Source organism: Leuconostoc pseudomesenteroides KCTC 3652 (genome assembly GCF_014634745.1).
Lineage (GTDB): Bacteria > Bacillota > Bacilli > Lactobacillales > Lactobacillaceae > Leuconostoc > Leuconostoc pseudomesenteroides.
In genome coordinates, this window is the sequence record NZ_BMBP01000002.1 from 394138 (window position 1) to 417260 (window position 23123).

General features: G+C 39.3%; 21 protein-coding genes. 4 read left to right on the plus strand and 17 right to left on the minus strand.

The window, feature by feature from the left end:
- The first annotated feature begins 1 nt into the window (after nt 1).
- Nucleotides 2-238 carry a hypothetical protein gene (locus IEU65_RS04270; RefSeq protein WP_031941276.1) on the plus strand — a complete coding sequence of 79 codons (237 nt, stop codon included), beginning with the start codon at nt 2-4 and terminating at the stop codon, nt 236-238.
- A 32-nt stretch (nt 239-270) separates the two neighbouring features.
- Here the strand turns inward: IEU65_RS04270 and pta are convergent, their stop codons facing one another.
- Entirely contained in the window at nt 271-1254 is a 984-nt protein-coding gene (gene pta / locus IEU65_RS04275; RefSeq protein ID WP_010291835.1) for a phosphate acetyltransferase, read from the minus strand.
- A 111-nt stretch (nt 1255-1365) separates the two neighbouring features.
- Nucleotides 1366-2028 carry a uracil-DNA glycosylase gene (locus tag IEU65_RS04280; RefSeq protein WP_010291837.1) on the minus strand — a complete coding sequence of 221 codons (663 nt, stop codon included), beginning with the start codon at nt 2026-2028 and terminating at the stop codon, nt 1366-1368.
- 51 nt (nt 2029-2079) lie between these two features.
- Here IEU65_RS04280 and IEU65_RS04285 point away from each other — a divergent pair, with 51 nt between their 5' ends.
- Complete coding sequence (locus IEU65_RS04285; protein ID WP_010291839.1) at nt 2080-2619, plus strand: LURP-one-related/scramblase family protein; 540 nt, start codon at nt 2080-2082, stop codon at nt 2617-2619.
- A 67-nt stretch (nt 2620-2686) separates the two neighbouring features.
- On the opposite strand, the gene IEU65_RS04290 is transcribed toward IEU65_RS04285, so the two are convergent.
- The gene (locus tag IEU65_RS04290; RefSeq protein ID WP_010291841.1) at nt 2687-3826 is read right to left on the minus strand and encodes a PTS sugar transporter subunit IIC; all 1140 of its coding nucleotides are present in this window, start codon (nt 3824-3826) and stop codon (nt 2687-2689) included.
- A 370-nt stretch (nt 3827-4196) separates the two neighbouring features.
- Here IEU65_RS04290 and IEU65_RS04295 point away from each other — a divergent pair, with 370 nt between their 5' ends.
- Nucleotides 4197-4523 (plus strand): hypothetical protein, encoded by a 327-nt coding sequence (locus IEU65_RS04295; RefSeq protein WP_010291843.1) that lies wholly within the window; start codon nt 4197-4199, stop codon nt 4521-4523.
- On the plus strand, nt 4507-5214 hold the full coding sequence (locus IEU65_RS04300) for an SAM-dependent methyltransferase (RefSeq protein WP_010291844.1): 708 nt from the start codon (nt 4507-4509) through the stop codon (nt 5212-5214). The genes IEU65_RS04295 and IEU65_RS04300 overlap by 17 nt, the downstream gene beginning before the upstream one ends.
- Nucleotides 5215-5249: 35 nt before the next feature.
- Here IEU65_RS04300 and IEU65_RS04305 read toward each other — a convergent pair whose 3' ends face one another.
- The 14 genes from IEU65_RS04305 to IEU65_RS04370 all read right to left on the minus strand — a co-directional run bounded on the left by IEU65_RS04305 (nt 5250) and on the right by IEU65_RS04370 (nt 23083).
- Complete coding sequence (locus IEU65_RS04305) at nt 5250-6086, minus strand: DUF368 domain-containing protein (RefSeq protein ID WP_147651879.1); 837 nt, start codon at nt 6084-6086, stop codon at nt 5250-5252.
- Between the two features lie 65 nt (nt 6087-6151).
- On the minus strand, nt 6152-6682 hold the full coding sequence (locus tag IEU65_RS04310) for an adenine phosphoribosyltransferase (RefSeq protein ID WP_010291854.1): 531 nt from the start codon (nt 6680-6682) through the stop codon (nt 6152-6154).
- A gap of 35 nt (nt 6683-6717) precedes the next feature.
- On the minus strand, nt 6718-8685 hold the full coding sequence (gene recJ / locus IEU65_RS04315; RefSeq protein ID WP_010291856.1) for a single-stranded-DNA-specific exonuclease RecJ: 1968 nt from the start codon (nt 8683-8685) through the stop codon (nt 6718-6720).
- Nucleotides 8672-9628 carry a ribonuclease Z gene (rnz, locus tag IEU65_RS04320; RefSeq protein ID WP_010291857.1) on the minus strand — a complete coding sequence of 319 codons (957 nt, stop codon included), beginning with the start codon at nt 9626-9628 and terminating at the stop codon, nt 8672-8674. Before rnz ends, recJ begins: the two co-directional genes overlap by 14 nt.
- Before the next feature lie 111 nt (nt 9629-9739).
- Complete coding sequence (gene msrA, locus IEU65_RS04325) at nt 9740-10261, minus strand: peptide-methionine (S)-S-oxide reductase MsrA (protein ID WP_010291863.1); 522 nt, start codon at nt 10259-10261, stop codon at nt 9740-9742.
- Between the two features lie 60 nt (nt 10262-10321).
- The gene (locus IEU65_RS04330; RefSeq protein ID WP_010291869.1) at nt 10322-11275 is read right to left on the minus strand and encodes a ketopantoate reductase family protein; all 954 of its coding nucleotides are present in this window, start codon (nt 11273-11275) and stop codon (nt 10322-10324) included.
- 118 nt (nt 11276-11393) lie between these two features.
- Nucleotides 11394-12134, minus strand: coding sequence for a tRNA (guanosine(37)-N1)-methyltransferase TrmD (trmD, locus tag IEU65_RS04335; protein ID WP_010291875.1), 741 nt, complete (start codon nt 12132-12134; stop codon nt 11394-11396).
- Nucleotides 12134-12655, minus strand: coding sequence for a ribosome maturation factor RimM (gene rimM / locus IEU65_RS04340; RefSeq protein ID WP_010291878.1), 522 nt, complete (start codon nt 12653-12655; stop codon nt 12134-12136). The genes trmD and rimM overlap by 1 nt, the downstream gene beginning before the upstream one ends.
- Nucleotides 12656-12699: 44 nt before the next feature.
- The gene (locus IEU65_RS04345) at nt 12700-13182 is read right to left on the minus strand and encodes a methylated-DNA--[protein]-cysteine S-methyltransferase (RefSeq protein WP_010291888.1); all 483 of its coding nucleotides are present in this window, start codon (nt 13180-13182) and stop codon (nt 12700-12702) included.
- 76 nt (nt 13183-13258) lie between these two features.
- Complete coding sequence (locus tag IEU65_RS04350) at nt 13259-13489, minus strand: hypothetical protein (RefSeq protein ID WP_010291891.1); 231 nt, start codon at nt 13487-13489, stop codon at nt 13259-13261.
- Between the two features lie 742 nt (nt 13490-14231).
- Nucleotides 14232-14972 carry a hypothetical protein gene (locus IEU65_RS04355; RefSeq protein WP_010291892.1) on the minus strand — a complete coding sequence of 247 codons (741 nt, stop codon included), beginning with the start codon at nt 14970-14972 and terminating at the stop codon, nt 14232-14234.
- Nucleotides 14973-15105: 133 nt separating this feature from the next.
- Nucleotides 15106-18810, minus strand: coding sequence for a helicase-exonuclease AddAB subunit AddA (gene addA / locus IEU65_RS04360; protein WP_010291893.1), 3705 nt, complete (start codon nt 18808-18810; stop codon nt 15106-15108).
- Complete coding sequence (locus tag IEU65_RS04365; protein ID WP_147651885.1) at nt 18810-22292, minus strand: PD-(D/E)XK nuclease family protein; 3483 nt, start codon at nt 22290-22292, stop codon at nt 18810-18812. Before IEU65_RS04365 ends, addA begins: the two co-directional genes overlap by 1 nt.
- A complete protein-coding gene (locus IEU65_RS04370) occupies nt 22292-23083 on the minus strand; it encodes an alpha/beta hydrolase (protein ID WP_010291895.1) in 792 nt (263 codons plus the stop codon). The genes IEU65_RS04365 and IEU65_RS04370 overlap by 1 nt, the downstream gene beginning before the upstream one ends.
- Between the last annotated feature and the right edge of the window lie 40 nt (nt 23084-23123).

Genomic DNA, 23123 nt, shown 5'->3' on the forward strand with positions numbered 1-23123 from the left:
TATGACAAAAAAGACTGTATACGATTTGATGGCTGATCATCAAGGTAAAATAGCAAAACTGCAATTTTACGACATGGCTGATCAGTATTTTTTAACGATTGGCGATTGGTCCGTGAAACTTTCTGAAAAGAATGCTACCGAACTATTTTCAATTTTTAAGGACGATGAACAAGCCACGTTTTCAACGTTTAACCAACGACAGTCGCTTATTGTGACACAAAAAAGGAATCCAGAATAATCTTGGATTCCTTTTTTTATCAATTAAACGATTTAAGCCAATGCTTGTGCTGCAGTAATAATAGCAACCTTATAAACATCTTCTTCATTGGCACCACGTGACAAATCAGAAACAGGTTTTGCCAAACCTTGCAAAATCGGACCAATTGCTTCGTAACCACCCAGTCGTTGGGCAATTTTGTAGCCAATATTTCCGGCTTCTAAACTTGGAAAAATAAATGTATTGGCGTGCCCAGCAACCTTTGAATCAGGTGCCTTAGCTGCACCAACTGTCGGCACAAAGGCAGCATCGAATTGCAACTCGCCATCAATCACGTCAGCAAATTCTGGCGCCAACTCTTTAGCTAACTTAGTCGCTTCGGCAACTTTATCTACCAAGGGTGATTTAGCTGAACCCTTTGTTGAAAATGACAACATGGCTACTCTAGGGTCAATTTCAAAGACTTTTGCAGTCTTGGCAGATTGCACAGCAATTTCAGCCATGGTTGGTGCGTCAATATCAATATTGATAGCCGCATCGGAGAAAACATAACGTTCATCACCTTTTTGCATGATGAAGGCACCAGAAATTCGGCTTGAGCCGGGTGCAGTTTTGATAATTTGCAACGCCGGACGAACCGTGTCGCCCGTTGGATGCGTTGCCCCAGAAACCATGCCATCAGCTTTACCGGTGTAAACAAGCATTGTACCAAAATAATTAACATCTTTTAGCCATTTGGCAGCAGTATCGGCGTCCGTCTTGCCTTTACGACGCTCAACCAATGCAGCATTTAATTGCGCTAGCGCACTTTCATCATAGTTGGCAGGGTCAATCACTTCTACCCCGGACAAATCAAAATTATTAGCGGTGGCAGTAGCTGCAATGGCTTTGCCATCTCCCAACAAAATTGGCTTCAAGAGACCATCTGCTACCAATCTAACTGCGGCGCCTTGGATACGAACATCTTCTCCTTCAGGAAACACAATCGTTTTATTTTGACCACTAATTTTGTTTTTAAGTTGCTCAAATAATTCCATAATTCCTCCAAATTCACTACTGTGAATCATTAAATTTTCATTTACACCTTAATTGTAACAGACCAAGTCATAATTGTCTGCGATTTTGTAGTTATTTTGTGAATGTTTTAACTATTCTATCCAATCAATCGGTTCTCGATTATGTGTCCTTAAATACGCATTCGCCTTTGAAAAGGGTTGGCTACCGAAAAAGCCGCGATATGCTGACAATGGACTAGGATGAGCACTCGTGATAACTAAATGTTTTGATTCATCAACAAAACGTCGCTTTGACTGCGCAAATTTCCCCCATAAAATAAAGACTTTCGGCGTACTATCTTCTGAAGCAATTTGAATCAAGGCATCAGTTAATGGTTCCCAAATTAAACCTTGATGTGCATTAGCGCGTCCTTCCGGAACAGTTAGTACAGCGTTGAGCAATAAAACGCCCTGCTCTGCCCAACTTGTTAAATCATGAGACTGACGCTGCCCGATATCTGTTGACAGTTCTTTTAAAATATTTTGCAAGGACGGCGGCGCAGGAACGGCGTCAGGAACTGAAAAACTAAGACCCTGCGCTTGTCCAACTTCATGATATGGATCTTGTCCCATTATCACTATTTTAGTCTCAGGTAGTGGTGTTGTTTCTAGAGCGGCAAATATTTTCTCTCTGGGCGGAAAAATATTTTCTGTTAAACGATAGGTTTGATTAATAAATATTGCCACACGATCTAAATAATCCGAAGTAAGTTTTGCTTTGACGGCTGGTGCCCAAGTTGTGTGAGTTAACGGCATTTTTTTCTTCTTTCATGATAAAATAATAGGTGAATGAGAGGTGCTTAGCAGATGACAAAATATTATTTGAGACAACGACATAGTATTGATGATGGTGTCAATATTGTTTTTGACTCCGACTTTAAGGCATCTTACCTTGTATCAGGTCGCTCTGGTAAAAAGTCTGATGAGCTTCATGTTCAAGACATGTCAGGCAATGTGCTAGTCCGTATTCGTCAAACTTCTTATGGCATTTTACCACGATTCACACTTAACTACCGTGGCCATATCGTTGGCTCAATCAGCTTTACATTTGGACATCTCGGTGACATTGTGTATGTTCGTCATCTTGGTTGGTTAATTTCTGGCAATTTTATTGCCAATCGCTACCTCATCTACCACAATACCAAAAAATTACTCAGTGTCAAACCCGAAAGTCGTCCTGATGGTATCTATAACCAGTTAACCGTTACTTTCGACTCACAAGCACCTGTTCATATTGCTATTGCTGCTCTATTGGATATTTGGGGCGTAAAATCTAACCCGCTAACAGCCATCAAATGGCTACCAGGCCAAAACCGCACCTACAAATTAACGACCAAAGTACACTAAAAAACCACCAATTTTCTCATTAAACAATGAAATTTGGTGGCTTTTATTATTTTAGAACTTGGTTAAATTAGATCATTTCCAAATGCAATTGTTGTGGCTTAGCCCAACCAATTTTGCGCATAATGCGATAACCGATAAATGAAACAACGATTGGTACGGCAACGCCGACGCCCATATAAGCAGCAAATGCAACTGGGTTAGATCCTGCCAATGCCAATGGCACAATGAATGAGTTAAATCCGATACCTGCCATCGCGAATGGTGCCGTCACATGGAAGACCATTGTTGCAATTGGGGCAGCAATGGCGGCGCCAATCATTGGTGGGATAATCAAAGCTGGGTTTTCTGTCAAATTAGGAAATTGAATTTTTGGGGTTACAATACCTTGTGCAATGGTTGCCCCAATCTTGTTTTCATGGAATGACATTGCAGGGAAACCAACGAATACTGCGGTTGTACCAATCAAGATAGCACCGGCTGCTTCAGGTGATGTTACACCCGTAGCACCAATAGCGACTGCTAATGCTGCCGCTGAAGCTGGTGTCATGGTCAAAGCACCGAATACCATCGCAACAACAGCTGTTCCAATAATTGGGTTAACTGCCACACTTGAGGCAATGAAAGCACCAATAGCAACCAAAATTGGTGTTGTTACAGCGGCCAAATAATAACCGGCAACTGTTCCAACAATTGTTGTTGCAGCAGGGACGATCACCATATCCAATGGTGTTTTACCGCTCAACCATTTACCAAACAATACAGCTATCAAACCAGCCAATACGGCTGAAATTGGTTGACCAGTTGTAATAATTGCCGATCCAGCAGCTTGTGCACCGGCATAACCAGTTGCGGTAACACCTTGGACAGCTTTATCAGTGAAAAATACAGCGTTAGCACCAACCGCTGATGCGGCCATAGCACTAAACATAACCATTGTGTTGGTCTTCATTTGTGAAGCAATCGCTGCGCCAAAAGCAGCTGGCAACATTACTTTGGTGATAGCGCCCATTTGTACCATTGGTGCCCAATGAATAAATCCTGCAATTGTTTGCAACAATAGGCCCATACCCAAAGTCACCAATATTGCATTAGAGACAGCAGCACTGACTTTGTAGACTGTATCGCGAATTGATTCTTTGTCGACAGCGGCTGACTTTTTGTTACTTGCTGATTTTACCTGTTCTGCTGTAATTGCATTTTGTGCCATAATTCTTTCTCCTTAAATGTGTGTTCTCCAATGTGAGCCCACAATCGTTGAGAAAAATAAAAATGCCCCAACGATTGCTCGTTAGGACATTCCTACCTAACCAGCTACCAAACTTATCAATGACGATAGTCTAGTAGCTGCTGTTGCTCAAATAACAACCTACTAGACTCAAATGAGTTGGAGGTTGAGGAGGAGGGCGTTATTGAATTTGATGGTCATGTGCTTTGTCATGATACGACTCCTTAAATTTGAGCGACGAATGCGCTATTACTTTATGAATATTAATATACACTACTAATATTTACATGTCAATACTTTTTCTAAATTCTAATAAAAGTGTAGTATAATTGAATGATTGGAGGGTTTATCTATGAAAAAATTATTTCAATTCATTGGTGCTATTGTCACCATCATTGTTATGCTACTCATTCTCATCCCTATTTTACTTGTTGTTATTGGTGTTGCTGTGCCAGTTGTTTTAAGTATTATTGGTATCGCGTTGTTATTTGCCCTAATTGTTGCAGCTATTGGTGGTATCATCGCTATGCTGACAATGTGGCGTTTTAGACGTGATATTAAAAACAATGATTTTGACTTTGAACATCATGGCAAACATTATAATGTTCACATTGACAAACACGGTGCAAGCTTTAAAAATCGACGCGACGTGACTGAAGATGATGATACCCTATCTTGAACAACTCAATCAATGGGAAGAAAAGTTTGCAACAGCATCTGATGTTCTTTTTAAAATTCAGTCAGCTAAAAAAGCCATTGTCAGCTTGAAGCTCCAACAATTACCAAAAAATAACTTACCCCTACTATCCTTTTCAGAAAAAGAAATTTTTAGCAATTTTGCGTTAATGCCGCTTGATGATGATTTAGCTATGTTTCGACAAGAAATCATTCAAACATTTGGTATTTGGCATATTCCTAATCAGCGATGGTTAGTTGATTTACATCATTTTATCAATGGTCGTTCAGTATTAGAAATTATGGCTGGCAATGCTTTGATTTCTGCTGGACTCCGACAACTACAAGATGAAGTAACCAGCACAGACAATTTTGATTGGCGTGGTCAAGATATTTTGACGCCTAAACCATGGACTCATGTTGAACAAGAAGATGCACTAGAAAGTGTCAAGCGGAGATCCTTTGATGTTTTAATTTTAAGTTGGGCCCCTGACACTCAAAACATTGATTGGCAAATTTTAAACACCTTGCGTAACCAAGGATTTACAGGGGATTTTATTGTCATCGGTGAACAAAATGGCGTTACAAATTCTCCTGAATTTTGGCAAAATGCGATTTTGTCGCAACCAGAAATTCTCAATCAGAACCATCAACCCTTTGATACGATTAAAGACGCTGTTTGGTTAGTCAAATAAAAAACGATTACGTAAGAATTATACGTAATCGTTTTTTATTTGTATTTTTTTTCTAAGCCACTCATCCAGTACCCTACTACGATACCCAAAACAAACAGGATCGCACTAATTAAGACACTGGTCATGTTGAAACCACTATAATCGGCAACTGGCGGTATGACAATCAAGAATGTTGAAACAACAACAATCGCCAAAATAAAGTGATAAACAAGAGAATAAAAGTGCTGCAACAAGTAACTCATGACTTTAGAAAAGGAAATTAAAGTCACCATCGCTCCTACAGCAATTGGTATGAAAACACCCATGTCCGCGCGTTTGAAGCCAGCTAACATTGGATCAAACAGGCCAAGATATAACAAAAAATTCGATGGACTTAAACCAGGTACTATCACACCTAGTGCAATGAGTGCCCCTGCCAACAACCAAGAAAAGAAATTAATTGGCATTTGTCCAAAAATGGCAGTCATATTATACAAAAATAACCCGCCCACAACTGCTGTTACACCAAACATGATCCAATCACGATAGCTGCGCCCTTTTTTTGCACTTTCTTTGAATAGCGCAGGCAATGTCCCAACAATTGCACCAGCAAATCCCCAAAGCACTATTGCTTTATAGGAGACCAACAAAAACTCAAGCGGTCGGCTGAGTAAAATAATACCAGCAATTCCGCCCAAACCGACCGGCAAAAAAAACGCAAAATCTCGTTTGAAATTTTGACGAATATGAGCCATAAAACTGAGCATGCGCTCGTAAAGTCCTAATATAGCAGCCAAAACACCACCAGAAACGCCTGGCAAAATAAAACCTAAGGCAATAAAAACACCTTTAATAAAGCGAATAAACCAATTCGTGATTTGTTTTTTTTCCATAGCATTAAGATTAAAGGATAAATGAGAAGGTGTCAAGCTCTGCCACTATCCAATTTTTGACACTTTTAATACTCCATCAACGCTAAAAATGGTACTTCGCCGGCTTCCATGATCTTTTCACGACCATGTAAATCTTCCAACTCAATAATGAAAGCAACGCCGGCAACTATACCACCTAGTTTTTCAATGATTTCTCGTGTCGCATTAATTGTGCCGCCAGTAGCTAGTAAGTCATCAACAATTAGGACACGCTGACCTGGTTTGATGGCATCCTCATGAATTTCAAGTTCGTTAACGCCACCATACTCAAGTGTATAGGATGCACTGACGGCTTTACGCGGAAGTTTGCCACCTTTACGTGCTGGGACAAAACCAATGCCCAAAGTGTAGGCTAATGGTGACCCGACAATAAAGCCACGTGATTCAGGTCCTGCAATTAAAGCAACATTCAATTGCTTGGCAAAATCTGCTATCGCGTCAACCGCCTGTTTGTAAGCAACGCCATCTCCCATCAATGGTGAAATATCACGAAAATTGACACCCGGTTCAGGAAAGTTTTCTACTGTTGCAACGTAATCATGTAAATCTACTGTCATTCTTTTTCTCTGAGCCAAAGCTCATACTTTCTAAATTATCGACCAGCTAAATATTTTTGGTAGGTTGTGGAAGTTGTTAATGATTTTTGTGCGGCATTTGGGTTGATTTTGACAAAACCGTCATGTACTGTCACAAAATCTAACTCGATAAACACTTGCACCATAATATTAAGGTCCTTTTTGCTAATATTGAATTGCTTGGCAATTTTATCCAAATTTTCCGCAAAATTCAAGGTTTGATTGTGATATATAAATTTATATAAAGTCGCAAAAAACCTTTTATGCTCTTCATTATCATCTTTTTGAACCGGTAAATCAACATCAAGTAATAATAATTGTAATGTTTTTTTGCCTCGAAAATAATTCAAACCTAACGTACCAACCATGGCATGCCCATTAGGCTGTGCAACTACTGGCAACCAGTCGGGATGATTAAAGCCGAGCACCTCAACATTATTTTGCAATTTTAACTTGATATGCTGTTTAGCATTGCCCATTGTTACAGCACTGACGACACTCGGTGACTTTAAAGCAAAGACAGGCTGCGGATTATCTGTTCCAAATGGTTCCATCATTTGCAAATCATGATAAATTTCAGTAGTCATCGCTTCAGGTGGCAAAACCAAATTGACATCTATTGGCTCGGGTTTCACAATAATCTGATCATTTTGTGAACGTATTTGTTCAATTAGCTTTTTGAGGTTATCTGGGGTTATTGCCAAACCCAAAGCGCTTTTGTGACCACCAAACGTTGCATATAAATGACGATAATCATTCATCAACTGATACAAATCAAAATCACCAAACGTTCGACCCGACCCTTTATAGATACCGTCAACTAAACTCAAAACAATCACAGGTTTGTGAAGTATATCAACTAATCGACTAGCAACAATTCCTAAAATACCCTGATGCCAACTATCCCCAGCTACAATAACTACTTTATCTTGCTGATATTTTTCTGACAAAGCAACTTGTTTTGCTGCACCCAAAACTTCCTCAACAATTTCTTGGCGCTGAGCATTCAATGCTTCAACCTCAGAAGCTAAGGTGGCAGCTTCTTCTGGATCTTGAGACATCAACAGTTTTAGTGATAAATCAGCATCCCCCAATCGTCCTACCGCATTAATGCGTGGTGCAATTTTGAAGCCGACTGTTTCTGAAATGACTGGTTCATTATCTTTTTGACCAGCGTTCTTTAAAATGGCACTCAAGCCTGGACGCGGCGCTTGATTGATTTGTTGTAAACCAAGTGCCACAAGAACACGATTTTCGTCGGTTAGCGACACCATATCTGCTAATTCGCCTAATGCCACTAAATCCAAGAGCTCTGTGGGTAACTCAGAAATATCAGTGGCAGTTTGGCCATCGCTGAGTAAAGCCTGCGCCACTTTAAAAGCCACACCTGCTCCTGACAAGTCACCAAATGGATAGTTTCCTTCCGGATGTCTTGGATGTACAATTGCAAAAGCTTTTGGTAGTGTTGCAGGTAATTCATGATGGTCGGTAATAATCACATCAATACCTTGCGCCATTGCATATTCAACCGCTTCATTACCACTAACGCCATTATCAACTGTCACGATTAGTTGTGCACCATCTGCAATTAATTTTTGATAGGCCGCAACATTAGGCCCATATCCATCAGAAAAACGATTTGGAATATAGGCAGTCACATCAGCGCCCAAAACTTCTAATGCCTCAACCATAATGGCTGTACTGGTGACACCGTCCATATCATAATCGCCATACACAACAATTTTTTCACCGCCAAACGCTGCTTCTTGCAAACGCTCAATAGTGGCCGCCATATCATGGAGCGCCATCGGATCGTGGAGCGTAGACATACTAGGTTTTAAATACTGAAAAGCAGCCTCAGGCGAATCATAGCCTTTTTGGGCAACAATCATTGCGGAAAGTTGGCTAATATTTAATTGTGACACCAGTTGTTTAACAACTTTATCATTTGGTTTTGGCAACATATGCCAGTTACTTTGACTCATGAATTTCTTTCTTAAATGGAATTTCGATTACATCCAAATCTCGCGCAACGTATGTGTTTGGAAATACTTTTCGCACGTCTTGAATGAGATTTTTGACCAACGGACCAACATAACGTGCTGACAAATGTGTCAACACTAGCTTGCCAACTTGGGCTTTTCTGGCTACATTGGCCGCATTAATGCTAGTTGAATGGGCGTGTGCCCTCGCCATCTTTGATTCTTCATCACTTGCACCATAAGTACTTTCATGCACTAATACATCCGCATGATGCGCCAATAAAGCGATATTATCATTGGGCCGCGTGTCTAGTATCAATGTCACAACACGTCCTTTTTGTGTTTCCCCGATGTAATCCAGTCCGTTTATCGTACGACCGTCAGGCAATGTCACTGTTTTACCTGCCTTTAACCGACCATATAAAGGTCCAGATGGTATATTTTCAGCACGTAACTTGTCAACCAAGAGTTCCCCTGGATGATCTTTTTCAACAACGCGGAATCCCCAAGTTTCAATGCGGTGACGCATCGGTGCGGCAATCACTTGGAAGGTTGGATCATCAAAAATAACCCCTTCCTGCAAAGCTACATAATTAATAGGATAAGACAGACGAGTTTCAGAAACACGCAAAGCAGTCTGTACAAAATCTTTAATGCCTTTAGGACCATAGATCGTTAACGGTTCATTTTTATCAGCACCTTGAAACGAGCGTGAGCTCAAAAAACCAGGTAGCCCAAAAATATGATCACCGTGTAGATGAGATATGAAAATTTTTTCGACTTTACGTGGTCGAATTGTTGTTTTTAAAATTTGGTGCTGTGTGGCTTCCCCAACATCAAATAGCCAAACAGCGTTTCGTTCATCCAGTAGCCGTAAAGCAATACTAGTCACATTTCTAAATTTAGATGGCTGGCCAGATCCAGTCCCAAGAAATTCAAGTTGCATGTTTTTTTACCTACGGCGTGCTTTCCTTTTAACGTTCATAACGAAATCAATTATAACAAAAAAAAAGCGTCTCCGCTCATTTTCAGCGATTTTCAGTATCCTAAAAATCTGTTACTCTTGTTGCCAATTGGCTAGTTTGAAAGCTAATCGTTGCTCCATCTCAAGCGCTTCTCGAGTAGGATCTTTCTTGTAAAATTCTTGGTGATACTCTTCAGCTTCATAAAATGGTTTAACATTTTCAATCGTTGTGACAATTGGATCGGTAAATCGACCAGACGCAGCTAAATTAACTTTAGATTTTTCGGCAATTTGACGCTGTTTTTCGTCAGCAACAAAGATAACAGGTCGATAGTTATCACCACGATCTTGAAATTGCCCCATTGCGTCAGTTGGATCTGTTTGTTCCCAATAGATTTCAACTAATTCTGCATAAGTTATTTTTTCGGGATCAAACCAAATTTTAACTGCTTCTGTATGACCAGTGGTGTGTGATGATACTTCCTCATAAGTTGGATTAACCGTGTGTCCGCCTGTGTAGCCAGAACGTACCTTTTCAATTCCCGGTAACGAATCAAAAGGTTGCACCATGCACCAAAAGCAACCGCCTGCAAATACTGCTGTTTCAATTGCCATTATTTTCTCCTTACAAATTAAAAGTAAAATGATTTGATTCTAATTTTACTTTAATTCTCATCAAATTTCAAAGGTTTCTTGTTGCTTGGCCAATTTAACACGTTCAATATCTTCTTTTGCATGAATCAATCGTGTTACAAGTGCATTAAAAGGTGTGGCGATATGATTTTCACGTCCCAATTTAGCAAAATAACCATTCAAAAAATCGATTTCAGTTCGCTTACCAGCTTGAATATCTTGGTACATTGATGGGTAGTGATTACCTGCGTTTTCTGGTTTTAGCAAATTCGACAAGTCGCTTAAAATACTATTTACATCAACATTAACGCCAGCCGCGTCGCCAACTTGCTTAATCTCATCTAAAATGTTCAATGCAAGATCCATGCCATTCCCTGCTGTGCCGAACTCCGCAATGTTGGCATCAAGTAAGACTGTCAATGGGTTGAGGACAGAATTAATGCCCGCTTTGTGCCAAATAGCTTCTACAACATTATCGGATACTTCAGCATTAAGCCCTGCTTCATTCAAAGCAGTGACAACAGCGGTAATATCTGCGTGATCAATCGCTTGTAATTTAATTGAGCCTGTGCCTGTCACATGAATTTCACCAGGTTGGACCAAATCAGATGTCCACAGAGTTACCCCAGCGATAATTTGTTGTGATGACACATGCTTTGCCATTACTTCAACATTACCCAGTCCATTTGACAAGACTAATAACTGCGTTTGTTTTGTGATAAGCGGTTGAATATCAGTTAACATACGATCCAATTGTGGTGTTTTCGTCAATAAAATCACCAAATCAAATTCACCAGTAACTTCTTTGGGTGTCATGACTGGAATAAAATATTTTTTAGATGACCCGTCATCCTCTGTCACAGTCAATCCCTTGGTATTGATTGCCGCAATGTGCGCTGCCCAACCATCAATACCAATTACATCGTGACCAGCACGTTGCAACATTACACCAACTCGCGCACCTAATGCGCCAAAACCCGCAATTGCAATTTTCATGATTTATTGTCGCATATCATCCAATCGGAAACGATTGTGATACACTTCCTCCACTTTACTTATTAGTACCGTACCATATTTTCTCATCTATAAGTAAAATAAAAAGCTAAGATTTTTCTTAGCCTTCCGTCATTTCTTCAGTTTTAATGTCATCGAGTAAATCACGTTCTTGTGCGGTTAATTGACGATTTTCGAGCAAATCCGGTCGTCGCAAGTAGGTCCGTCGCAATGATTCTTTCAAACGCCACTCTGCAATTTTAGCATGATTGCCATTAGTCAAAACTTCTGGTACTTGTCGTCCTCTAAAGTCTGCTGGTCTAGTGTATTGCGGAAATTCAAGCAGGCCATTCTGAAATGAATCGTCATCAGCACTTGAAGCGTTGCCAAGAATTTCCGGTAAGAAGCGCACTGTGGCATCAATAATAACCATCGCGCCCAGTTCACCACCAGTTAAAACATAATCCCCAAGTGAGATTTCATCATCTACTAACTCGCGAATACGATCATCATAACCCTCATAATGGCCCGCAATAAATGTCAAATGGTCATATTGCGCCAGTTCTTGTGCAACAGAATGATTAAACTGTCGTCCGGCAGGGTCCAATAAAATGACATGTCCCTCATCACCGGCCTTTTTTTCAACATCGGCCATCGCATCAAAAATTGGTTGTGGCATCAATAACATGCCCGCACCACCGCCGAATGGATAGTCATCAACATTATTATGCTTGTTGTCCGTAAAATCACGAAAATCAGTCACATTAAAATCAAGTGCCTGTTTGTCAATCGCTTTTCCAATAATTGATTGTCGCATCGGCGCAAACATATCTGGAAAAAGGCTTAAAACATCAATTCGCATTAATCTAACAACCCTTCTAAAACATCAATGGTAATCAATTTGTCGTTGACGTTTATTTCCTTTACAACATCATCAATCAGCGGAATGAGTGCATCAGATTGACCTTCACGTTTAACAATCCAAACATCATTAGCACCAGTGGTCATAATCTCTTTAACAATACCGATATGATTGCCTGATAAGTCAACAACCTCACTATCAATGATTTCATCATAATAATATTCATCATCGCCGAGTTCTGGACGTGAATTGCCTTCTACGTAAACATCATCGCCTTTGTATTTTTCAATCTCGTTAATATTGCTGACACCGTCGAAGAGTACCAACCAAGCATTTTTGTGTAAACGTGAGGATTTAACTGTTACCGGTACGCGACCTTGTTTGGTATCAATAAAAAGAGACGCTCCTTTTTGGAAACGTTCTTCTGCAAAATCGGTGATAGCCATAATTTTGACTTCGCCACGGATACCATGCGTGTTAACAATTGTGCCCACTTTAAAAAAATTATCTGTATTAGTCATGACTCTATTGTATCAGGTTTTTAAGTAACAACCTATACTCCAAGTTAATCAATTTTAATGCCTTCTAGGGTTAATAGTTGCGTTTTGACTAAAGTACCATATCGAAATTTACCAACGCCACCACTTTTAGGCAAAATACGGTGACAAGCATTAATAATTGGCAATGGATTTTTACCAACAGCGCTTGCGACAGCGCGAATCGCCTTAGGACGACCCACTTTTTCTGCTAATTGACTATAAGTCAATGTGCCTTTGAACTGATTAAGCGTTCGCCAGACTGATTTTTGAAATTCAGTACCCGAAAGAAAATCAATTGGCACACGCGTCCAGTCAACTGACAAACCATTTTCGTATTGATGGAACAATTGCGCAACCGGCAGTGTATCTGGTTCTAACTCATATCCTTGATATTCAGACAGAAACTCAGCTACCCCATCGTTGGCCAAACTGATAAAAACTAAATGTCCATCACGCTCAAAAGCGGTTAAATGACCGCCCAAAAAATCAATTGTCTCATACTTAATCATACGTTTAGTTTATCATGATGATAATGATTCAACAATTATCTTGCATTAAAAGTTAACCTTGTTTGCCAAAATAGTTTTACTTATTTTTTTCAACTTTAAGCGATGTGAGTTGGCTTAATAATTTACGTATTCGTGAATGGCATATACCAGATTCTGTTTCATTAAAATCAGTACCGAAGACTTTCCATAGCAGATAAACAATGCCTAAGACCAACAAAAAACCACCAGCAACTTCAATAATAAGTATATCTGGAATTAGAATGACAATAACAATTGTTAAAAATATAGCAACTATGAATGCAGGCATAATAGTTCTCCATTCTGCGATAGTATTAATTGCTAAACTGCTGTTTAGTTACCATTTATAATATCATTAAATTTCTGTAATAGATATCTCATTTCAATCCCTTTTTTAGGATTCAAATAAAAAATTTTTTGGGGTGATTTTTGCCACTGAAACTTGATTGCTATTTGAAATGATTGCGGGTTTTTAATGGTGTGTGAAACAAGGTAAAATTATTGGAACATATAATCTGAAACGATTATATCTCGTTGGATATATACTCTGGAAGTTATTATAATATCAATTTCTAATTTTTGAAGTGACGAAAAACAACGACTGACATTATTCAAAACAGCCGTACATACTAATTATCAACAGCAGATGACAGTGCTGCACCATCTGTTGTACCGGAATTTTTAATATAGTCTACCACTTGTTTCATTTACGGAACGGTTGTATCTAGTTGAATTTGCTCATTTTCTTATAATAATCAGTTTAAAAATTACTAGCTACCCCATGGTTGATTATTTTCAATTGGTCCTTTAACTTCACTGAGCAGTATAGTCCCTATCCAGTTTTTTTACATTTTGTAAAGAATTTTAGAACTTCGCGCATTAGTTTATCGTAATAATCCTATTCCAATTTGTGCTTTATATACAATTATTCCATAATTAAAATCTGATTTTTGTTACTCATTATTATTTGAATCTAAAAAATTCATTCACCTGGAAAAATTATGAGTAACACCTGATTAATTATTTTTTCATCATTCATCTATCGAATACCTGTTCATTCCATTATGTTCACTAATTTCTTTACCTTGACTATCAAATTTTGGTAATGCTGCACTTAGTTGTCCAATTCCATTATATTGAATAAATAGATATAGATATTGACCACTTTCTAATCCCATTTTTTCCGTATTTTTAAATGAAATAACAGTATTGACTTTATTATTTTCAATATTTTCACTATCTTTTTCAAAAACTTTAGCGTTGTATGTTGGTATTTCTTTTATATCAAATTTTGTACTAGCTAGGCCAGTTGGACCAATATTACCACTTGATGTTGAATATTGAAATTGAACATTATTATTATCAAAATCTATGATAATTCTTTGCGGCGCCTTGTTATTTCCATTTTCAGTAACTAAATTAAACGTTTTAGATCCCGTTAAAATTTCATCTCTGATTTTGTAAGGATAGTCTTTATCATCAGTAACATAAGCTCCGCCCATTCCTTGATTATTTTCTGTTTCTGAATCTGATTCACTTTGACTTTCAATACTGCTAGATGTTGCCGCTGAACTTGATTTATCACTACTTGATAAACTATCTTTTTTATCTGTTTTTATCACGCTTGATTTTGATAAAGTGTGATTATTACTGGTTTTGCCAGTGATAATAAAAAATGATACTATCAATAAACCTGATAATAAAAAGATAATAGCATATAATACGCCGTTACCTTTCCTTAATGCACCATGTCTATTATTGTACTTACTCATGATATTCACCCACTTATAAATGATATTATTACATAATATTTCAAATAAAACAAAAAATATCGTATTTTTTTATTAATTACGATATTTTTTTCACATTCAATAATATCATATTTTTGAGATAAATAAAGTTTTGTTAATTACGATTCCCCACATCTACCACCTCACCCACGCTCAAAGCAATCAGTTTAGGTGGGTTTATTTTGTATTCTGGATATTCTTGTCGTAGTGCTTCTTGATATAAATTTAGTTGTCCTTTATACCGCTGCTCTAGTTGTGCTAAGCCTTCTGCTAGACGTGCTGGTTGCACAAAATCTGTTTTGTAGTCAAATAGTGTCACGCTTTTGGTTGATTCATCGACAAAATAACCGTCAATTATACCGTGTATGAGTACAGGCGCATCGTCATTGACTTCTTGATAGATTTGATTAGCTGGTACAATCATGGCAAATGTAGCTTCTCGTTGTAATGTACGCTGATGTGCTGCAATTTCTTGAGCAAATGGTGTGTGTACAAAACGTAAAATGTCATCAACTTGTATCAATGCTGCCACGCTAGGCAAAATTTGCTCACTAGCCACTAATTTTGTTAATAAATTATCAACACTTTTAGCATCAACAGGTTGCGTTATATCAATCAATTGCAACAGCAAGTGTGTCGCTGTACCAATAGCGCTGCTTGATGGTTTTTGCTGACCATCACTCAAAAAAGTAGGTAATGGCAAAGTCTCTGACACGTAGGCATTAGCAGCTTGTGTATTACCCTGCTCATCAAGTATCAGCGTGCTCATATTCAAACGATCGGGATCTTCAAATAAACGCTTAATCTCACTAACAGATTGATAAGCTGCCGTTTTTGCTGCTGACATATTGGGATATCGGTACGATAGTAGTGCTTTAGCTTGAGTATAGTCTTCAGCCGTATAATCATCTTGTTGCTCAGCTTCATTAGGCAAGCTTTCTGATACTATATTTGGTGCAACAATATCTGTTTGCGGTGTGATTACAATTGATGTTTTTGCGTTGGTTGGTGTTTCATTTCCCATCAAACGCGGTAGACTATCGTCGCCTAACCACGCGTTCAATACTTGATTCTCAGTTCGTGCAAAACTAATCAGTAACCATTGTAAATATGAATTTGCTTGTAATCGCAAGTTTTCTGACAAAAATTGACCGCTAGTTTGCTTCGCTGATTGCCATAATGCTTTAATTGCTTCGTTGCCCTCTTCGCCTTTAATTTTGACGGTTCCAACAATATAAAGTTGTTGCTCAGCGCGAGTTAATGCAACATACAGTAAACGCATTTCTTCGGACCAGCTTTGCCGTTTTAAGGCTTGTTTAACAACTAATTTCTGCAAGGTCGGCATCGTAACCAATGCGTCAGGTTGCAAATATTCCAGACCAACACCCGCATTTTTTTGAATTAATAGTCCCCCATTCAGGTCTTTGGTATTAAAAGCTTTATCAGCTTCCGGTAGCATGACAATCGGAAATTCTAATCCTTTTGACGCGTGAATCGTCATCAAACGAACCGCTTGTGCGTCAGCTTCTTGTGGTGCCTCACCCAAGTCGCCATCAGAACTTTGCAATTGTTCAATGTAACGAATAAATCGAAATAACCCAGCATGTGTGTTATTTTGGTAGCTTTGCGCATACGTGTACAAAGCGTGTAGATTAGCTTGGCGCTGGGAACCACCTGCCATACCACCAACATAATCCAACCAAGCTGTCTCGTCATAAATGCTCCAAATAAGCGTCACGAGGTCATTTTGAATCGCAATATCATGCCATTTGTTAATCATTGCAATCACGTTTTCAGCTTGTTCATTTGATTTGGCATAGCGATTAAATGCTGTCCAAAAATCATGTTTCTGATCCGCCGTCCGAATGGCCGCCAAATCATTCTCATTAAATCCAAACATGGGCGAACGCAAGATTGCCACTAACGGAATATCTTGATGTGGATTATCAATGACACGTAATATATCCAACATCAAGTATATTTCCATAGCCTGAAAATAATTGCCAACACCATCCACTTGGACGGGAATACCTGCTTGTCGCAATGTCGCAACCAAATCAATATAGCCAGTTTTAGAACGTGTTAAAATTGCAATATCGCCATAGGCAACCGGTCGCATTCCCGCTGGCTCAGCTTTGCGGTCATATATAGTTGTGCCGCGCAACTCTAATATTTTGTTAGCCAGTAAGGCATATTGTGCCTGACGTTTTTCAAATGTATCTTCTTCACTCGTTTCGTCAGCATTATCTTGGGTTATGATATCAAGATGAAAGACAGGTGCGACTTCCTCTGGGTATGAAGCTTTGGGCACTAATTTAGCATCCCCAACGTAAGCAATATCGCCCAATGTTTCATCCATCAGTTGAGTGAAAATTAAATTCGTCACACGCGTAACATTGTTTTGTGAACGAAAATTGTCAGCCAAATCTATTCGGCTATCATTATTTCCTGATTGTGCAAATTTTTTGTACTTGGCAGTAAATAATGATGGTTCTGCTTGACGAAAGCCATAAATACTTTGCTTCACATCGCCAACCATGTACATATTGTGTCCGTTGGAAACACTGGTTAGTAAAGTTTCTTGGAGCTGGTTAATATCTTGATACTCATCAACTAAAATTTCTTGGAATTGGCCTTGTATGGTTTGTTTGGTAACGTCATCAGATAAAATTTGTAAGGCTAACGTCCCCAAATCTGGAAAATCGAGTAACTTTGCGTCTCGTTTTGCTTGCTCAAAGGACTTCCGGAAAGACTCCGTCACAATAACTAACGTGTCAATTAATTGAAATGCCAACCCTTGAACTCGTAACCATGCCGACTCGTTTAATATGAAGTAGTCTTCCAGCCAAGGCTTTAATTGTGATTTTGATCCAATGACTTGCGCGCGTACTTGTCGCGCAGCAGCCACCAAAGCTGACAGATCTGGATCTTCTTTAATCGCTTTTGTTTGTGTGTTCATTTTAGCAGCTGGTACAGCTAAAATAGCAGATTGCAATGCGTCCCATGAACCCGTTTCAATCTGCTGAACAATTGACGATAGGTACGTCGCTATTTCTTCAAAGGCATCTTGTGTTTTTTGTAATTCGTCAACACCATCAACACCGAGCTGAATCTGTTGCACTTTTTCCGTTAAGTCAGCAATGTTCGCCTTCAAAAACGGTTTGATGTGTTTGGTGAATAAATCAGTTTTAACCAATGGCTCGCCACTAACGCGGTATGGATTCCGTAAGTTTTCTAACCATTGCGTGCCATCAGCTCGTGCTTCCGCAAAATCAGCTAATTTTAGGACAATATTTTGCAACGCATCATCATGATTGGGATTACCAAAATTATTGACCAAGGCTAAAAAGTCTTGATGGTTGTCATTTTCTTCCGCATAAAATTCAGCAAACACTTCAATTAAAACATCTTGACGCATCAGCTCACGCTCAGCTGTGTCAGATAAAAGACGGAATTGTGGATCTAAGCCTATCACGTGATAGTACATTTCAATGAGTCGTAAAGCATACGCATCAATAGTGGAAATGTTAGCTGCGGGCAACAACAACAATTGCTCTTGTAAAAATCGTTTTTGTTTCCCAGTTGCCGTCTGCAAACGCTTCTCAATGGCTATCTCTAGTCTTTGTCGCATTTCATGAGCAGCGGCGTTAGTAAATGTCACAATTAAAAAATTGTCAACGCTCGTCCCCGCCAAAATTTTTTGAATAATACGTTCAATTAAAACTGTTGTTTTACCAGAACCGGCTGAGGCAGCAACCAGAATATTATGGTCTGTTTCATCAATAGCGCGTTGTTGATTAGCTGTAAATGTGGTCGCCATTATTCACCCTCATCTTTCAATAATTCTAAAATACGATTCTTATCACCCGTGGTTTGCTCACGATAGCGATCGCCAAGCGCGCGATCAAAACGCATGATATCAAGGTATGGGGAATAGGTCAACCCACCTTCAACTGGTGAAAGCGGGAAGTGACCAGCTAATATTTGTTGTCCCGCTGTCACAATGTTTTGTCGATTCCGTTTTAAGAGCGTTTCAAATTCTTCAGCTGATACAGCGTCAACACCTGATTTTCCTAAATCACCATTTTTGAGACGCGCCAATGGATAATGGGGCGACTTTTCTGATGGTTCAATGTCAGCAAGTGCATCAACATAAGCTGAATCAGAAATGAATAGTCCGCGGTATTTGAAGTTTTCTGGTAAGATTTTACCTGCTAATAGTGCATCAATGTCCATACTACGCGTTAATGAGGTCTTATCAGGTACAATTTTTGCAAAAAACGCCCCACCCACTTTATCAAAACCGAGTTGACTAGCACTCTGTTGCGCAGCATCCCAATAAGTCAGTAACTGCATTTGTAAACCATCATAAGCTTGTGCCCAGCTAAATAGTTTGCCATTTGATTTATAGTCAATAATGGTCCCAAATTCACCCGCATTGTCTTGCAAATCTAAACGATCCAACTTACCACGGACATGTATTTTTGGTAACTGTAAGGCTGGCAATGAAGCTTTTGGAAAACCAAATAATTGTTCGACCGCTAATGGCCGACTCGTGTTTTCACGTGCCGCTGCTTGCAAATTCAATAATAAAATGTCACTAACACGTGTCAAATACTCACTGGTAGCACGCATTTTACCATCTTCGGTAAGCATCTCAAAAACTGGCAATGTTACTAATTCAGCCATTTGTTCGGAAACCAAATGTTTGATATCATCGCTAGTCAAGTCACGCAAACTTAAATTATTTTGAATGAGGTGCGCTAACACCTTTTCAACAATAGCATGATACAGTGTGCCTGTTTGCGCGACATCTAGGGTGTTTGTTGTGCGCTCTTTTAAACGCAGCCCATACTGCAAAAAGTAGGCATACGGATTATGGTAGTAACTTTCTAATTGAGAAATCGAGACATTTAACTGGTCACCAAACAGTGCTGCCACAAATTCTGGGCGCAATTGGACCGGCTTATTTTGATAATTTGGTGCAGAAAAAACACGATTAAGTCGTGATTTTACCGTTGTTTCAAGCAATGATTTCACTGCTTTAAACGCAGAGGTTTGCCTAGCAACCGGTAAAATTTTCACTAATTCAGATAATGTTGTTTGAGGTGTTCCAATATAGTGTTTAATTAAGGCTGAACTAGAAGCTGGCTGCCCGCTGACGGTTGTCACGTCAACACTGAAGGCATCAACCAAACGTTTGAAAAATGGCGACATTTCTGCTATTTGTCCACTGCTATCCAAGATTGGGTAAGATAACGTGATATGGTCAGTCGCTGACATCAGACTACCATAAAATAACAAATTTTCTTCTGCCATCTGCTGCTGCGCTGTATTTTGCAGGTATCGTGGCTGGTCACCTGACTGTAAGTCTGGCATAACCATTGTTCGCTCGGCATCATTAATTAAAGCTGTTGTTTTAGTTTGTGCCGGTAAGTTTTGGCGCGTACCGCCAATAAAAAATAATGCCCGATAGCTCGTACTTTGCACAATCCCAGCTTCAGATATGGTTAATTGATCTAGACTGTTTGGAATGCCTGAAAATTTAGCACCGGAAAAGCCAGCAATCAAAATATCAACCATGTCTGTCAAAACAAAATCATCATCGCCTTTGAAACTAACCATATCATCTAATGTCTGGCTGAACATCTGCCAAACTTCATCGTGTTGTTGGGCGTGCACTAAATCCCCTTGCGCCATTAAATTATCGCGTTGCTTAATCAAGGCTTCAACAACATGTTTTTTTTGTAGCCATTCAATCAACACAGTGGCTGCTTGACGGAAAGTTGTTGCTTTTTTAAAACCATCATCTAACTGATCAAATGATTTAACCACAAAGCGACGCAAAAACTCAAGCCGTTGATTAATTTTTTGATCTTGTGAAATTTCTGTTTCATCATTATCACGAGTCACTTGGAATAGTTGAAAAGGTCGATCAAACTGATGCCAAGTGGACTCATAAGGTCGATAAGCATATAAATAATTATCCAAATAGCCCACAATGTCGAAAAATTCATCACTATCAACCAATTTTCCGTCGACAGTTGGTCGCAACAAACCCGTTTTTAATATTGCTAACACATTTTGATAATTAAATTTTTGTGGCGATAAAAGTGTCAGAATCAGTTCGACCAACGGATGATTCATCATTGTGATATCAGTGTCCAGAAAAAAAGGCAGCTCAAATGCGGCCATCACAGCCGAAATATGTGGTTGATAAGGTCCCAAATCGCGAGCCAAAATCAAAATATCTCTTAAATGCAGTGACGGATCCTGTTGTAAAGCACGCCTGATGCGTCTGGCTACCTCCTGAATTTCCACAATCGGCGTTTCAGCTGCAAATGCTTGGAGTGCGGTTATATTATTATCAGTTGCTTGAAATGAACGATATTCCCCTAATTTCTCCCATGCGGATAAGACTTGCTCATTAGCAGAAGAGAGATTTCGTAAAATACTAGCACTACGCGTCTTTACTGATTGTTGATTGTTTGATGCCCATGAAATCAACTGTTGGGCAGTTGTCATAGGCTTGAAAAAGACATCCCCTGCTTGCTGTTTACCCAGTTTTGAAGTATCACCTAATAGCGCTATTGTCACTGGATAGCGGGCAATTAAAGCATTTACGACAGCTTGTTCCGCACTAGTAAAGCCATTGAAGCCGTCTAAATAAAACATCGTATTTGTCAGCTCAAAATCATTCAATTCCTCGACAAAATGCAACAACGTTTCTTGTGCAGTAATTCTTTGTTGTCCTAGTTGTTGTTCAAATGCTTCAGCGACAATTGCCAAATCACGAAGTTTAGCATTTAAAGTTTGTCGCAAAAAAATATTGTCAGCTGATTTAGCCACTATGTCGAGCAAATCTTGAGGTGATACGCGACTCACACGTAGCTCAATTAATTGTGAGACCAACGCTGTCACAAAACCGCTTTTAGCTTGTAGACGCGCAAAAACTGGCAATTGGCTTGCCTTCTCTCGCAAAATATCAGTGACCATCATAAATAATCCGGCCGTTGAAACCGTTTCTGGTTGTTTCGTTGGTCTATTTTTCATGAGGGCCCAAGCCAGCCGTGTTAACGAATATACCTGCAGCCGACTCTGCGAATAACGTTGCACCTGACTATAACCATTGATGACAGAAAAACGTTGAAGCACATCAACTTCGCTGTCAAATTTAACGTGATTAGGCACAATATAATATATGGTTAAACTAGCATTTTGCTGGAGCTGTTTTTGAATATCGGCCAACATTTCACCACGCATGTCATGCTCAGCACGCCCCATTAAAATATTGAGCGCCATTAACTTAGCCTTTCTTCAGGGACATAATTAATTGGTAACCATTCTAAGACACGCTCAATTTTTTTATCCCAATAATACCATTCATGCTTACCAGGTGCAGTTTCAAAAGTGATATCATAGTTTAAATCACGTAACTTTGGAATGAAGTCATCGTTAGTCGGCTTTAAATAATCCTGTTCTCCAATCCAAGCGTATAATTGTGGTTTATGCGTATTTTTTTTGGCTAGCGCAAGCAAGTCATTATCCGAACCAACAAATTTGTCCAAATCGCCAAAAATACCGGTCCAATAATCATGCGGCGTCTCATCTGGTATTGTACCAAATTGCGGATTACCTACTAACGCACCTGACAATGAAGCGGCATAGCTAAACCGAGTTGTGCCTAATCCAAGTTTGAAAGCACCGTAGCCACCCATCGATAAACCAGCGACAAAGTTTTTTTCGCGCTTGGTTGACAGTTGTGGGAACAATGAGGCTACTTTGTTCGGTAATTCTTCTGCCAAGGCATCAAAGTAATTCAGACCGTATGTTGTGTTAGTATACCAGGCCAAATCAGTTGACGGCATCACAACCGCCACAATTGTTTGACGAACTAATCGCTCAATCGATGTACGACGCTGCCAAATATCTTGATCGCCAGACATGCCATGTAGCAAATACAATACTGGTATGTCTTGCAGCATATCAGCTGTCCAACTCGGATTGTGATCAGATAATTCAGGTAAAATCACGTTCATGTGTCGATCCATTCCCAAAACCTGCGAATAATAATTAACTTGTAAAAATGCCATGCGTTGTTATCCCCTTTTAGTATTTACTGCTATTTTAACA

Excerpts from the sequence above, each read along its gene's own strand:
- IEU65_RS04270 (WP_031941276.1), top strand. The coding sequence starts at position 2 with ATGACAAAAAAGACTGTATACGATTTGATGGCTGATCATCAAGGTAAA.
- pta (WP_010291835.1), bottom strand. The coding sequence starts at position 1,254 with ATGGAATTATTTGAGCAACTTAAAAACAAAATTAGTGGTCAAAATAAA.
- IEU65_RS04280 (WP_010291837.1), bottom strand. The coding sequence starts at position 2,028 with ATGCCGTTAACTCACACAACTTGGGCACCAGCCGTCAAAGCAAAACTT.
- IEU65_RS04285 (WP_010291839.1), top strand. The coding sequence starts at position 2,080 with ATGACAAAATATTATTTGAGACAACGACATAGTATTGATGATGGTGTC.
- IEU65_RS04290 (WP_010291841.1), bottom strand. The coding sequence starts at position 3,826 with ATGGCACAAAATGCAATTACAGCAGAACAGGTAAAATCAGCAAGTAAC.
- IEU65_RS04295 (WP_010291843.1), top strand. The coding sequence starts at position 4,197 with ATGAAAAAATTATTTCAATTCATTGGTGCTATTGTCACCATCATTGTT.
- IEU65_RS04300 (WP_010291844.1), top strand. The coding sequence starts at position 4,507 with ATGATACCCTATCTTGAACAACTCAATCAATGGGAAGAAAAGTTTGCA.
- IEU65_RS04305 (WP_147651879.1), bottom strand. The coding sequence starts at position 6,086 with ATGGAAAAAAAACAAATCACGAATTGGTTTATTCGCTTTATTAAAGGT.
- IEU65_RS04310 (WP_010291854.1), bottom strand. The coding sequence starts at position 6,682 with ATGACAGTAGATTTACATGATTACGTTGCAACAGTAGAAAACTTTCCT.
- recJ (WP_010291856.1), bottom strand. The coding sequence starts at position 8,685 with ATGAGTCAAAGTAACTGGCATATGTTGCCAAAACCAAATGATAAAGTT.
- rnz (WP_010291857.1), bottom strand. The coding sequence starts at position 9,628 with ATGCAACTTGAATTTCTTGGGACTGGATCTGGCCAGCCATCTAAATTT.
- msrA (WP_010291863.1), bottom strand. The coding sequence starts at position 10,261 with ATGGCAATTGAAACAGCAGTATTTGCAGGCGGTTGCTTTTGGTGCATG.
- IEU65_RS04330 (WP_010291869.1), bottom strand. The coding sequence starts at position 11,275 with ATGAAAATTGCAATTGCGGGTTTTGGCGCATTAGGTGCGCGAGTTGGT.
- trmD (WP_010291875.1), bottom strand. The coding sequence starts at position 12,134 with ATGCGAATTGATGTTTTAAGCCTTTTTCCAGATATGTTTGCGCCGATG.
- rimM (WP_010291878.1), bottom strand. The coding sequence starts at position 12,655 with ATGACTAATACAGATAATTTTTTTAAAGTGGGCACAATTGTTAACACG.
- IEU65_RS04345 (WP_010291888.1), bottom strand. The coding sequence starts at position 13,182 with ATGATTAAGTATGAGACAATTGATTTTTTGGGCGGTCATTTAACCGCT.
- IEU65_RS04350 (WP_010291891.1), bottom strand. The coding sequence starts at position 13,489 with ATGCCTGCATTCATAGTTGCTATATTTTTAACAATTGTTATTGTCATT.
- IEU65_RS04355 (WP_010291892.1), bottom strand. The coding sequence starts at position 14,972 with ATGAGTAAGTACAATAATAGACATGGTGCATTAAGGAAAGGTAACGGC.
- addA (WP_010291893.1), bottom strand. The coding sequence starts at position 18,810 with ATGGCGACCACATTTACAGCTAATCAACAACGCGCTATTGATGAAACA.
- IEU65_RS04365 (WP_147651885.1), bottom strand. The coding sequence starts at position 22,292 with ATGGCGCTCAATATTTTAATGGGGCGTGCTGAGCATGACATGCGTGGT.
- IEU65_RS04370 (WP_010291895.1), bottom strand. The coding sequence starts at position 23,083 with ATGGCATTTTTACAAGTTAATTATTATTCGCAGGTTTTGGGAATGGAT.